The 12,877-nt window shown below is 60.9% G+C and carries 13 protein-coding genes and 1 tRNA gene; 7 read left to right on the top strand and 7 right to left on the bottom strand.

Annotated elements, in window-relative coordinates:
• Positions 1-29: 29 nt before the first annotated feature.
• The gene (locus BSF40_RS06995; RefSeq protein ID WP_015093079.1) at positions 30-1,346 is read left to right on the top strand and encodes a S41 family peptidase; all 1,317 of its coding nucleotides are present in this window, start codon (positions 30-32) and stop codon (positions 1,344-1,346) included.
• Positions 1,347-1,348: 2 nt separating this feature from the next.
• A complete protein-coding gene (locus tag BSF40_RS06990; RefSeq protein WP_095964567.1) occupies positions 1,349-2,125 on the top strand; it encodes a divergent polysaccharide deacetylase family protein in 777 nt (258 codons plus the stop codon).
• 125 nt (positions 2,126-2,250) lie between these two features.
• On the opposite strand, the gene BSF40_RS06985 is transcribed toward BSF40_RS06990, so the two are convergent.
• The 7 genes from BSF40_RS06985 to BSF40_RS06955 all read right to left on the bottom strand — a co-directional run bounded on the left by BSF40_RS06985 (position 2,251) and on the right by BSF40_RS06955 (position 8,212).
• On the bottom strand, positions 2,251-3,006 hold the full coding sequence (locus BSF40_RS06985; protein ID WP_095964566.1) for an ABC transporter substrate-binding protein: 756 nt from the start codon (positions 3,004-3,006) through the stop codon (positions 2,251-2,253).
• Positions 3,007-3,084: 78 nt separating this feature from the next.
• Positions 3,085-3,855 carry an imidazole glycerol phosphate synthase subunit HisF gene (hisF, locus tag BSF40_RS06980; RefSeq protein WP_007972752.1) on the bottom strand — a complete coding sequence of 257 codons (771 nt, stop codon included), beginning with the start codon at positions 3,853-3,855 and terminating at the stop codon, positions 3,085-3,087.
• Between the two features lie 88 nt (positions 3,856-3,943).
• Entirely contained in the window at positions 3,944-4,693 is a 750-nt protein-coding gene (gene hisA, locus BSF40_RS06975) for a 1-(5-phosphoribosyl)-5-[(5-phosphoribosylamino)methylideneamino]imidazole-4-carboxamide isomerase (protein WP_095964565.1), read from the bottom strand.
• A 92-nt stretch (positions 4,694-4,785) separates the two neighbouring features.
• The gene (locus tag BSF40_RS06970) at positions 4,786-5,046 is read right to left on the bottom strand and encodes a DUF2164 domain-containing protein (RefSeq protein ID WP_095964564.1); all 261 of its coding nucleotides are present in this window, start codon (positions 5,044-5,046) and stop codon (positions 4,786-4,788) included.
• The gene (hisH, locus tag BSF40_RS06965) at positions 5,047-5,685 is read right to left on the bottom strand and encodes an imidazole glycerol phosphate synthase subunit HisH (protein ID WP_015093075.1); all 639 of its coding nucleotides are present in this window, start codon (positions 5,683-5,685) and stop codon (positions 5,047-5,049) included. It lies immediately after the preceding gene.
• Entirely contained in the window at positions 5,685-6,278 is a 594-nt protein-coding gene (gene hisB / locus BSF40_RS06960) for an imidazoleglycerol-phosphate dehydratase HisB (RefSeq protein ID WP_003186751.1), read from the bottom strand. Before hisB ends, hisH begins: the two co-directional genes overlap by 1 nt.
• Positions 6,279-6,547: 269 nt before the next feature.
• A complete protein-coding gene (locus tag BSF40_RS06955; RefSeq protein ID WP_095964563.1) occupies positions 6,548-8,212 on the bottom strand; it encodes an OFA family MFS transporter in 1,665 nt (554 codons plus the stop codon).
• 230 nt (positions 8,213-8,442) lie between these two features.
• Here BSF40_RS06955 and BSF40_RS06950 point away from each other — a divergent pair, with 230 nt between their 5' ends.
• From BSF40_RS06950 to BSF40_RS06930, 5 genes are all read left to right on the top strand, one after another.
• Complete coding sequence (locus tag BSF40_RS06950) at positions 8,443-8,847, top strand: acetyl-CoA sensor PanZ family protein (protein ID WP_095964562.1); 405 nt, start codon at positions 8,443-8,445, stop codon at positions 8,845-8,847.
• 78 nt (positions 8,848-8,925) lie between these two features.
• Entirely contained in the window at positions 8,926-11,157 is a 2,232-nt protein-coding gene (locus BSF40_RS06945) for an AsmA family protein (protein WP_095964561.1), read from the top strand.
• Positions 11,154-12,221 (top strand): A/G-specific adenine glycosylase, encoded by a 1,068-nt coding sequence (mutY, locus tag BSF40_RS06940; protein ID WP_095964560.1) that lies wholly within the window; start codon positions 11,154-11,156, stop codon positions 12,219-12,221. The genes BSF40_RS06945 and mutY overlap by 4 nt, the downstream gene beginning before the upstream one ends.
• Positions 12,218-12,490, top strand: a complete 273-nt coding sequence (locus BSF40_RS06935; RefSeq protein WP_007972770.1) for an oxidative damage protection protein — start codon at positions 12,218-12,220, stop codon at positions 12,488-12,490. The genes mutY and BSF40_RS06935 overlap by 4 nt, the downstream gene beginning before the upstream one ends.
• 103 nt (positions 12,491-12,593) lie before the next feature.
• Positions 12,594-12,669: transfer RNA gene (locus BSF40_RS06930), tRNA-Phe, on the top strand.
• Positions 12,670-12,877 lie beyond the last annotated feature (208 nt).

Below are 12,877 nucleotides of genomic sequence, written 5' to 3'. Positions count from 1 at the left end.
GCGTTACCTAATTCAGGAGTTTGTTAGACATGCTGCATTTGTCCCGCCTTACCTCGCTGGCCCTGACGATCGCCCTGGTGATCGGCGCGCCTCTGGCGTTTGCCGCTCAACCGGCCCCGGCGGTTGCGCCTGCGGGCACTGCTGCGACCACCAAGGCGCCACTGCCGCTGGATGAGTTGCGCACCTTTGCCGAGGTGATGGACCGGATCAAGGCCGCTTATGTCGAACCGGTGGACGACAAGACCCTGCTGGAAAACGCCATCAAGGGCATGCTCAGCAACCTCGACCCACATTCGGCTTACCTCGGCCCTGAAGATTTCGCCGAGTTGCAGGAAAGCACCAGCGGTGAATTCGGTGGCCTGGGCATTGAAGTCGGCGCCGAAGACGGCTTCATCAAAGTGGTGTCGCCGATTGACGACACCCCGGCTTCCAAGGCCGGCATTCAGGCCGGCGACTTCATCGTCAAGATCAACGGCCAGCCCACCCGCGGCCAGAGCATGACCGAAGCCGTCGACAAGATGCGCGGCAAGATCGGCCAGAAAATCACCCTGACCCTGGTGCGCGACGGCGGCACGCCGTTCGACGTGACCCTGTCCCGCGCCGTCATCCAGGTCAAGAGCGTGAAGAGCCAGCTGCTGGAATCGGGCTACGGCTACATCCGCATCACCCAGTTCCAGGTCAAGACCGGTGAAGAGGTTTCCAAGGCGCTGGCCAAGCTGCGCAAGGAGAACGGCAAGAAGCTCAACGGCATCATCCTCGACCTGCGCAACAACCCGGGCGGCGTGTTGCAGGCGGCGGTGGAAGTGGTCGACCACTTCATCACCAAGGGCCTGATCGTCTACACCAAGGGCCGCATCGCCAACTCAGAGCTGCGTTTCTCTGCCACCGGCAAGGACGAAAGCGAAGCCGTGCCAATGGTCGTGCTGATCAACGGCGGCAGCGCCTCGGCATCGGAAATTGTCGCTGGCGCCCTGCAGGACCAGAAACGCGCCGTGGTGATGGGCACCACCAGTTTCGGCAAGGGCTCGGTGCAAACCGTGCTGCCGCTGAACAATGACCGCGCATTGAAGATCACCACGGCGCTGTATTACACGCCGAACGGCCGCTCCATCCAGGCCCAGGGCATCGTCCCGGACATCGAAGTGCGCAAGGCCAAGATCACCAGCGAGCAGGACAACGACTACTTCAAGGAAGCCGACTTGCAGGGTCACCTGGGCAACGGCAACGGCGGTGCGGACAAACCGACCGGCTCCAGCAAGGCCAAGCCGATGCCACAGGACGATGATTACCAACTGGCCCAGGCCCTGAGCCTGCTCAAAGGGCTGAGCATCACGTCCGGCCGTTGAGGATGCGCCTGCGGTACATTCTCGGTCTGCTTTGCTGTCTGGCGGGTGTTGTTCACGCAACACCCGCCCCGACCACCCCGCAAAAAGCCTACCTGACCCTAATCATCGATGACCTGGGGCAGAACCTGCCCCGGGATCGCCGCGTGCTGGCCCTGCCCGGCCCGGTGACCACGGCGATCATGCCCGACACGCCTCACGCCACCGAATTCGCCCGCGAAGCCCATCGCGCCGGAAAAATCGTCATTCTGCACATGCCCATGGATCCGGCGACCGGACCGTTCGCCTGGCATCCCGAATTGCCTGTCGATGAGCTGGAAAAGCGCCTGAACGCTGCGTTCAAAAGGGTCCCCTACACCAGCGGCATCAACAATCACATGGGCAGCCGCATGACCGCACAACCCGCGGCCATGGCCTGGCTGATGACAGACTTGCAACGACGGCACAAATTCTTCGTCGACAGCCGCACCAGCGCCCGAACCGTGGCCGCGGCCGAAGCGCAGAAGATCGGTCTGGCCAGCGTTTCGCGGGATGTGTTTCTCGACGATGAACGAACCGAAGCAGCGATCTTCAGCCAGTTGCAGACAGCGATCAGCCTCGCACACAAGCAGGGTTCGGCGGTGATGATCGGGCATCCGTATCCACAGACACTCGCGGTGCTGGAGCGGGAGCTGCCGAAGCTGAAGGCTCAGGGAATTGAGTGGATTGATATCAGGCAGATGATCAGTGTGCGCGGGAATCGGGCGACCGCAGCGCATGGCAAAGACGGTGTGTACCGCTAGTAGCTACACAGCAGAACCCCTGTGGGAGCGGGCTTGCTCGCGAAGGCGTCGTGTCAGTCGACATTAATGGTGTCTGACAAACCGCCTTCGCGAGCAAGCCCGCTCCCACATTTAAGCACTGGGTATTAGAGGTACCGCGCCATGATCTCGTCGACCTTGCCTTCCTTGCGCATTTGATCCAACGCTGCTTGAAGCTTGGCCACCGTCTCGTCCGACACGTCCTTGTTCAGTGCCAGGTACAGTTCGGCACTGTTGAAACGCAGTACGGTTTTCAACCCGTTGACCCCTTCCTGACGCGCCAGATAGCGTCCGGCCGGGTCACCGGTGGCCCACAGGTCGATCTGCCCGTTGACCAATTTTTTCGCGTTGTCCTGATCGCGCAGTACAACAATCGGATTGAGCCCCTGCTTGGCCAGCGTCTCGGCAATCGCGTCGCCCTTGTAGGCACCGATCTTGTACTTGCGCGCATCATTCAAGGTTTCGAGGGTGATCTTGCTGTCTGCCTTGGCCAGCATGATCCAGTCGTCCGGGCCGATTGGACCGACCCATTTGAACAGCTTCTCACGATCCGGCAACCGCGCCATGACGAACACGCCATAGCCGGGTTTTTCCAGGGTGAGTTTGTAGATTCGCTCCCAAGGGAAACGCAGCGTCAGGCTGTAGGTAATGTTGGCGCGCTTGAAAACCTCGCGGACGATATCGGTGGCGATGCCGTCGATGTTCTCGTCCTGAGCGAAGTTCTTGCCATTCTTCGCCATGTTGTAGGGCGGGAAGTTTTCAGTCAGCAACACCATGTCGGCATCGGGGCTGTCTTTTGCGTGTGCTCCGCTGATGAACAACAGAGACGCGCTGGCAAGGACGAGAAGAAGGCGTTTAAGCATGTCTGGCTACCGAAATCCATGGCGTACCCAAGAGTGCCTTGGGCACGCCATGATGTCCACTGGCCTGCATTGGTTTGTTCAGCGCATCACAATTCCGCGATGGGCCATATAAGCCTTGGCTTCCTGCACGGTGTATTCGCCGAAGTGGAAAATACTCGCCGCCAGAACCGCACTGGCGTGACCTTCGATAATGCCGTCGGCCAGGTGTTGCAGGTTGCCGACGCCACCGGAAGCGATCACCGGAATGCCCAGCGCATCGCTGATGGCGCGGGTGACGCCCAGGTCGAAACCGTTTTTCATGCCGTCCTGGTCCATGCTGGTCAGCAGGATCTCACCGGCACCCAGACCTTCCATTTTCTTTGCCCATTCGACAGCGTCGAGACCGGTTGGCTTGCGACCGCCATGGGTGAAGATTTCCCAGCGCGGGGTTTCGCCCGGCCCGGAAACCTTCTTCGCGTCGATCGCGACCACGATGCATTGCGAACCGAAATGCTGCGCGGCTTCGCCGACGAACTCAGGGTTGAACACCGCTGCGGTGTTGATCGAAACCTTGTCCGCGCCGGCATTGAGCAGGTTGCGGATGTCCTGCACGGTGCGTACGCCACCACCCACGGTCAGCGGGATGAACACCTGGCTGGCCATGCGCTCGACGGTGTGCAGCGTAGTGTCGCGGCCATCGACGCTGGCCGTGATGTCGAGAAAGGTAATCTCGTCGGCGCCCTGCTCGTCATAGCGACGGGCGATTTCCACCGGGTCGCCGGCGTCGCGGATGTTTTCGAATTTCACACCCTTGACCACCCGGCCGTTGTCCACGTCCAGGCAAGGGATGATGCGCTTGGCTAACGCCATAAGACTTAATCTCCGATTAAGAAGCTTCAAGCTTCAAGCTGCAAGAAAGAGCGGATCGCGGTCGCGCTTCTAACTTGCAGCTTGCAGCTTATGGCTTGGAGCTGGCCGCGTAGCTATCGCAGAACGCCTGAGCTTCTGCCACATCCAGCGTGCCCTCATAAATCGCGCGGCCTGTAATGGCGCCGATGATGCCCGGCGCCTTGGCGTCGAGCAGGGTCTTGATGTCGCCCAGGTTGTGGATACCGCCGGAAGCGATCACCGGGATCTTCGTTGCAGCAGCCAGTGCCGCGGTGAACGGTACGTTGCAGCCCTGCATCATGCCGTCTTTGGCGATGTCGGTATAAACGATCGCGGAAACGCCGTCGGCTTCGAATTGCTTGGCCAGGTCGATCACCTGAATGGTGCTGATTTCAGCCCAGCCGTCGGTGGCGACGAAGCCGTCCTTGGCGTCCAGGCCGACAATCACCTTGCCCGGGAATGCGCGGCAGGCTTCGGCAACAAAGGCCGGATCTTTCACGGCCTTGGTGCCGATGATCACGTAGCTGACGCCCGCTTTCACGTAGTGCTCGATGGTTTCCAGGGAGCGGATACCACCACCGATCTGGATCGGCAGGTTCGGGTAGCGTTTGGCGATGGCGGTGACCACTTCGCCGTTGACCGGCTGGCCTTCGAAGGCGCCGTTCAGGTCGACCAGATGCAGACGGCGGCAACCGCCCTCCACCCACTTGGCAGCCATGCTCACCGGGTCATCGGAGAACACTGTGGAATCTTCCATGCGGCCCTGGCGCAGACGAACACAGGCACCGTCTTTAAGATCGATAGCGGGAATAATGAGCATGCTTTTTCCTTCGTCAAAAGAGCTGCAAGCTGCAAGCTATAAGCTGCAAGCAGGCACGCGTACTAATTCTTGCAGCTTGAAGCTTGTAGCTTTCAGCTGCTCTTTTCGAGCGCCCACAGGTCGCTTTCGATGCTTTCGAACCTCTCTTTGAGGTGCGCCTGCACATCGAAAATCGCCCTGTTGTAATAGTGCGGAGCAATTTCACGGGTAAACAGCTCAAGAATCTCCGCCGCCTCGAACGAGCCGAGGTCGAGTTCGAAGCGGTCTTCCATGAAACGCTTGATCTTGCGATTGGCCTCGCTCTCCTGCTCGGGAGTGAGGGTCAGAATCGGCGGTTTCTTCTTGACGGCCATTTACCAGCGACCGTCCCACGCAGCGAAGTTCTGCAGCAACTGCAGGCCATGGGTATGGCTTTTCTCCGGGTGGAACTGCACGGCGAAACGCGAGCCTTCGGCCAGCGCCGCGGCAAAATCGACACCGTAGTGCCCGCCACCCACCACCTGCCGCGCGTTGGCGGCAGCGATGTAGTAGCTGTGCACGAAGTAGAAACGCGCCAGGTCCGGAATGTCATGCCACAGCGGGTGACTGACCTTCTGCTTCACTTCGTTCCAGCCCATGTGCGGGACTTTCAGGTGCTCGCCGTCCTCGACCAGATCCTTGCCGAAGAACTTCACCTGGCCCGGGAACAGGCCGATGCAGTCGACGCCGTCGTTCTCTTCGCTGGTGTCGAGCAAGGCTTGCATGCCCACGCAGATGCCAAGGAACGGACGGTCCTGGCTGACTTCACGCACCAGAGAGTCGAAGCCGAGGCGACGTATCTCCGCCATGCAATCGCGAATGGCGCCAACGCCGGGGAAAACCACCCGGTCGGCTTCGCGAATCACGGTGGCATCGCTGGTGATCAGCACCTTGCCGGCACCGACGTGCTCGAGGGCCTTGGCCACCGAGTGCAGGTTGCCCATGCCGTAATCGATAACCGCGACTGTCTGCATTACAGGACGCCCTTGGTCGAAGGCATTTGCCCGGCCATGCGGTCGTCGAGCTCGACGGCCATGCGCAGGGCGCGACCGAAAGCCTTGAACACGGTTTCGATCTGGTGGTGGGTGTTGTGCCCACGCAGATTGTCGATGTGCAAGGTGACGTTGGCGTGGTTGACGAAGCCCTGGAAGAATTCCTGGAACAGGTCAACGTCGAAGCCACCGACGGTGGCACGGGTGTAGGGAACATGCATCTGCAGGCCTGGACGGCCGGAGAAATCGATCACCACGCGCGACAGCGCTTCATCGAGCGGCACGTAGGCGTGACCGTAGCGACGGATGCCTTTCTTGTCGCCGATGGCTTTGGTGAAGGCCTGGCCGAGGGTGATACCGACGTCTTCCACAGTGTGGTGGTCATCGATATGCAGGTCGCCCTTGCTGACAATATCCAGGTCGATCAGCCCGTGACGGGCGATCTGGTCCAGCATGTGCTCAAGAAAAGGTACACCGATATCGAATCGGGCCTTTCCGGTGCCATCGAGGTTGATCGAGGCTTTGATCTGGGTTTCCAGAGTGTCGCGCTCGACAGACGCCTTACGTTCGGCCATCACCAGCTCCGCAAAATCATTGGGCGAAAAAGGCAGCCATTATAGGCGTGCGGGCGCCAAACAGAAACACGCGAGGTGATATCACTGACGGAGTGAATCCGGGGGTGCCAGCGGTGTACATGTCAGTACAAGCCATTCAGGTGCAACACAGAACAAATGTGGGAGCGGGCTTGCTCGCGAAAGCGGTGGATCAGCCCACAATTATGTCGACTGATACTCCCTCTTCGCGAGCAAGCCCGCTCCCACAGGGGCTGTGGCTTACCTTGGTGTTAGTGGAACAACACCGCGGTTTTTTGCAGGGTCACCCACACACCCCACGCCAACGGAATACCCACCACCAGCCACGCCGCCACCGCCAGCGGTTTGGTGCCCGGCGCGGCTTTCCACTCCAGCACGGTGCTGCTGTCAGCCCCTTTGTCATGGCCCAGCGCCTGTTCGGCGGCCAGTTCGGCGTCGGTCATGAAGTACTTGTCGGCCACCGGGCGCACCAGCAGGTTGCACAGGAAACCCAGCACCAGCAGGCCGGCGAGGATGTACAGCGTGATGTCGTACGCTGCTGCACGCTCAACGCCGATGCTCAGCTGATACTCACGCAGGTAGTTCACCAGCACTGGACCGAGCACGCCGGCGGCCGCCCACGCCGTCAGCAGACGACCGTGAATCGCACCGACCATTTGCGTACCGAACAGGTCCGCCAGATACGCCGGAACCGTCGCGAAACCACCGCCGTACATCGACAGAATGACGCAGAACGCCGCCACGAACAGCGCGATGCTGCCCAGATGACCGAGGTTCGGAATCAGTCCGTACAGGGCAAAGCCCAAGGCGAAGAACACGAAATAGGTGTTTTTGCGCCCCAGGTAATCCGAGAACGAAGCCCAGAAGAAACGCCCGCCAATGTTGAACAGGCTCAGCAAACCGGTGAAACCGGCCGCGATGGCGGCGATCGAAGCCAGTTGCGAAGCGTCGAGTTGGCCGAACGCCAGGTCATTGCCCAGCAACTTGCCACCGAACACTTCCTGCAACAGCGGCGACGCCATGCCGAGGATACCGATACCGGCCGATACGTTCAGGCACAGCACCAGCCACACCAGACGGAACTGCGGCGTCTTCCAGGCCACATTCACGTGAACATGACGATGAGTAATCATCGCGTTGGAGGCTTTTTTCGCCGGGGCGGTCCAGCCTTCAGGCTTCCAGCCGGTTGGCGGGACGCGGTAGGACAGCGCGCCACCGATCATGAACACAAAGTAGATCGCGGCCATGACCAGGAAGCTCTGCCACACGCCGACGCTGGTTGGCGAAGCGAAATGCCCCATCAGCGCTGCCGCCAGCGGAGCGCCGACCATCGCACCACCGCCGAAGCCCATGATCGCCATGCCGGTGGCCATGCCGCGCTTGTCCGGGAACCACTTGATCAGGGTCGAGACCGGCGAGATGTAACCCAGGCCCAGGCCGATACCACCAATGACCCCGGAGCCGATCCACATCAGCCAGATCTGGTGGGTATACACGCCCAGCGCCGAAATCAGCAGCCCGCCGCACCAGCACAGCGCCGATACAACCCCTGCCTTGCGTGGCCCGGCATGTTCCAGCCAGCCACCCCAGATGGCGGCCGAGCAACCCAGGAAGATGAAGAACAGGGTGTAGATCCAGCCGAGCATCGAGATCGGCCAGTCACACTGGGATGAAAAGACTTGTGCGATAAAACTCATGTCTGGCGCGCAGGCCACTGGAGCCGTGATGCCCAACGCCTTTGACAGCGGCAACCAGAACACCGAAAAGCCGTAGGCCATGCCGATGCACAGGTGGATGGCCAGCGCGGCCGGCGGTACCAGCCAACGGTTGAAACCGGGCTTGGCGATGATCCGCTCCTTGGACAGGAACGCAGGCTGGTCGGCGCCGAAGCCGTCCGCCGTGATGCTCGTGGTCATTGTGTATCCCCCAATTATCAGTAGGGTTCGCCAGCCACAGTTAACTCCCGGCCTTTATGCACGCAGACATGACCGTTTTTTGGTGGAGCGCCTTGTTGTGCGACAACAGGTCGCAGAAGGACGGACGAACGGGCAAAGGTTACCATCTGCCAGTGACAGAAAAACCAAACTGACATCACCTTTGGTACGTCGTCTGACCTCCATCGCTTCATGACCCCACAGGAATCACCATGCCGATCATTGTCGAGCCGCTGAACCAAGCCACGTCCCAGGACCGGCAGGATCTGCAGAAGATCTACCGCGACGCTCCAGACTGGTTGTTCGCCCCGTTTTCCGGCGAAGCGCAGTTGATCGAGGACTGTTTGCGCGACGGCACACTGATCGCCGGACGCTTCAATGATCGCCTGCTGGGCGCCGCCCGCCTGCAAAGGCACCAAGACGCCTGGCACTTGTCCCAAATATGTGTGCGAAAAATTACCCGTCGCCGTGGTGTTGCCGAGCGACTGGTGGCCGAAGCCCAGAAAATGGCCGCGCAATCGGGCATGCCCCTGCGCCTGCTGGCGCCTGCCGGGCATCTGGAGGCGCAGGCGCTGGCCGCCAAGCTGAAACTGCCGCTGGATGTATTGCCGGCGTGATCACTGACCGGTCGTCTGTTCGGGGGCGCTATACTCCTCGGCTAAATTTTGAATTCGACTAATTACAAGGACTCGCCCATGAAAGCGTTCGGCAAAATCCTGGGTCTGGTACTTCTCGGGCTGTTGCTGATCATTGTGGCGCTGGGCTTTGCCCTGACCCACCTCTTCGATCCCAACGACTACAAAGACGAGATTCGCCAGATTGCCCGCGACAAAGCCCACATCGAGCTGACGCTCAATGGCGATATCGGCTGGAGCCTGTTCCCGTGGCTGGGCCTGGAGTTGCACGACGCCAGTGTCGCGACCATGGTCAAACCGACTGAACCGTACGCCGACTTGCAGATGCTCGGCCTGTCGGTGCGCGTACTGCCGCTGCTGCGCCGTGAAGTGCAGATGAGCGACGTGCGCGTCGAAGGCCTGAACCTGCGCCTGAGCCGCGACAAGCAGGGTCATGGCAACTGGGAGGACATCGGCAAGCTGCCTGCAACGGCCGGCACCGACGCGACCGGCACCCCGCCAGCCACTCCCGAACCTGCGCCCGAAACCGGCGCCGCGGCGGAAAAACCGTCCCAGCCGATCCGCCTGGACATCGACAGCCTGACCGTGAACAACGCACGGGTCGAATACACCGACGAAAGAACCGGCAAGAGCTTCAGCGCCGAAAGCATTCAGTTGAGCACCGGCGCGGTCCATGACTCCGTCAACATTCCGCTCAAGCTCACGGCTTTCCTGTCAGCCAACCAGCCTGCACTGCGGGTGCGTACCGAACTCAACGGTGAGTTGCGCATCGCACGTGCACTGCAGCGCTATCAGTTCGAGGATATGAAGCTGACGGGGGAAGTGACCGGCGACCCCTTGCAAGGCAAGGCCGTGACGTTCTCCGCCCAGGGCCAGTTGGTGCTGGACAGGGCCGCCAACGTTGCCGAGTGGACCGGCATCAAGGTCTCTGCCAACCAGTTGCGGGCACTGGGTGAACTGAAGGTCAACGATCTGGACAAGACCCCACAGGTCAGCGGCGGCATCTCGATTGCCCAGTTCGACCTGGCGAAATTCGTCGACAGCATCGGCCAGAAACTCCCGGCCATGGCCGAAGGCAGCCTGAGCAAGGTCGAGCTGGTCAGCCGGTTGGCCGCGACACCGACCAGCCTGGCGCTCGACGACCTCAACCTGAAAGTCGACGACAGCACCTTCAGCGGCCGCATCGCCGTAGAAGACTTCGCCAGGCAATCGCTGCGCGCCGTGCTCAAGGCCGACACCTTCAACGTCGACCGTTACCTGCCGCCGAAATCCGCCGAGGCCAATAGCGCGACACAAGTGCGTCAGGCCGAAGTCGCCAGCACCGAAGCCGATGCCATGGCCGGCGCCGGCAGCACGCCGTTGCCACCCGCGCCGACCAAGGACGCGTGGAGCAGCGAGCGCCTGCTGCCAGTGGAACGCTTGAGCAAGCTCGATGTGGACGCCGACCTGACCTTCGGCCAGTTGACCCTGCAAAAACTGCCGATCCATAACGCTGCGCTCAAGGCCACCGGCCAGGGCGGCCTGCTGACGCTGGCCAACCTGCGTGGCGACCTGTACGAGGGCAACTTCGAAACCACCGGCACGCTCGATGTGCGCCAGCCAGTGCCGGCACTGAATCTGCAGACGAAGATCAGCCGGGTACCGGCGGAAAAAATCCTCGAAAGCCAGGGCAAGAATCCACCGGTCAAGGGCCTGGTCACGCTCAACAGCAACCTGACCGGCAACGGCAACAGCCAGAAGGCGTTGATCGATACCCTCAACGGCAACGCCAGCTTCGTCATCAACAATGGCGTGCTGCTCAACGCCAACCTTGAGCAACAGCTGTGCAAAGGCATCGCTACGCTCAACCGCAAAACCCTCAGCGGCGAGCCGCGCGGCAAGGACACTCCGTTCCAGGAGCTCAAGGGCAACCTGACCTTGCGTAACGGCGTAGCCAGCAACCCGGACCTGAAAGTGCGCATCCCGGGCATGACCGTCAAGGGTGACGGCGACATCGATCTGCGCGTGCTGGGCATGGACTACCGCGTCGGCATCATCGTCGAAGGCGATACCAGCGCCATGCCGGACCCGGCCTGTCAGGTCGGCGACAAGTTTGTCGGCATCGAGTGGCCACTGCGCTGCCGCGGCCCGCTGGAGCTGGGCGCCAAGGCTTGCCGTTTGGATAACGACCGCATGAGCCAGGTCGCGACCAAGTTGGCTGGCGACAGGATCAGCGACAAAATCGACGAAAAATGGGGCGACAAAGTCGACCCGAAACTGAAAGACGCGCTCAAGGACCTGTTCAAGCGATGAGAGCCGAGCAGTTTTCAACGGCGGTGCTGGACTGGTTCGACCGCCACGGCCGTCACGATTTGCCCTGGCAGCAGGACATCAACCCGTATCGGGTTTGGGTCTCGGAAATCATGCTGCAGCAGACCCAGGTCAGCACCGTGCTGAACTACTTCGACCGCTTCATGGCCTCGCTGCCAACGGTCGAAGCCCTGGCGGCGGCACCGGAAGACGAAGTGCTGCACCTGTGGACCGGCCTGGGTTACTACACCCGCGCGCGCAATTTGCAGAAGACCGCGAAAATCGTCGTCGAGCAGTACGGCGGCGAATTTCCCCGAGACGTGGAAAAACTCACCGATCTGCCGGGGATCGGCCTGTCCACCGCTGGCGCCATTGCCAGCATCAGCATGGGCCTGCGCGCGCCGATCCTCGACGGCAACGTCAAACGCGTCCTGGCGCGCTTTACCGCGCAAGAGGGCTACCCGGGCGAGCCGAAGGTCGCCAGACAGCTCTGGGCCAACGCTGAGCGCTTTACGCCTCACGACCGGGTCAACGCCTACACCCAGGCGATGATGGACCTCGGTGCCACGCTCTGCACCCGCAGCAAACCGAGCTGCCTGCTGTGCCCGCTGGAAAAAGGCTGCGAGGCGCACATGCTCGGCCTGGAAACCCGTTACCCGATCCCCAAGCCGCGCAAGGCCATCCCGCAGAAGCGCACGCTGATGCCGATGCTGGCCAACACCGAAGGCGCCATCCTGCTTTACCGTCGCCCCTCTACGGGCCTCTGGGGCGGCTTGTGGAGCCTGCCGGAACTCGACGACCTCGACGACCTGTCACACCTGGCAGCGCAGCACTCGCTGGAACTGGGCACCCAACAGGCATTGCCGAGCCTGGTGCACACCTTCAGCCATTTTCAGTTATCCATCGAACCCTGGCTGGTTCAGGTCCAGGAGACCGGCCATCACGTGGCCGAGGCCGACTGGCTCTGGTATAACCTCGCCACCCCGCCGCGCCTGGGCCTTGCCGCCCCGGTCAAAACCTTGCTCGAACGCGCGGCCGCCGTATTGAACGCAGGAGAGTCGTCATGACCCGCACCATCATGTGCCGCAAGTACAAAGAAGAATTGCCAGGCCTGGAGCGCGCTCCCTTCCCGGGCGCCAAAGGCCAGGACATTTTTGACCACGTCTCGGCCAAGGCCTGGGCCGACTGGCAAAAACACCAGACCCTGCTGATCAACGAAAAACGCCTGAACATGATGAACGCCGAAGATCGCAAATATCTTCAGGGCGAAATGGACAAGTACTTCTCCGGCGAGGATTACGCCAAGGCCGAAGGCTACGTGCCGCCGTCGGAATAACCCCGATTTATCGGGGGTCGGAACGTAAGCGACGGTAATAATTAAAATTTTTTTGAAAACTTGCTTGACGACCCCCTGAAAAACCCGTTTAATGCGCCCCGTTGCCCAGATAGCTCAGTCGGTAGAGCAGGGGATTGAAAATCCCCGTGTCGGCGGTTCGATTCCGTCTCTGGGCACCAAATACCGAAAACCCTGAATCGCAAGATTCAGGGTTTTTTTATGCCTGCGATTTGATTAGGCACTGGTCCGGTCACCATCAAAGCGACAATTCCCCCCCCTATCACCACACCTGCCAGCATCCGCAACGGTTGCCGGGGCCAAGCCCCGAAAAGCTTCAGGCATTGGAGATCAGCCCTTCCTGGCAGTCTTTGGTCTGTAAGAACGCTC

It is taken from the genome of Pseudomonas sp. ACN5 (genome assembly GCF_002303975.1).
GTDB classification, from domain to species: domain Bacteria; phylum Pseudomonadota; class Gammaproteobacteria; order Pseudomonadales; family Pseudomonadaceae; genus Aquipseudomonas; species Aquipseudomonas laurylsulfatiphila.
This window is presented reverse-complemented; position numbering and strand designations above follow the sequence as displayed.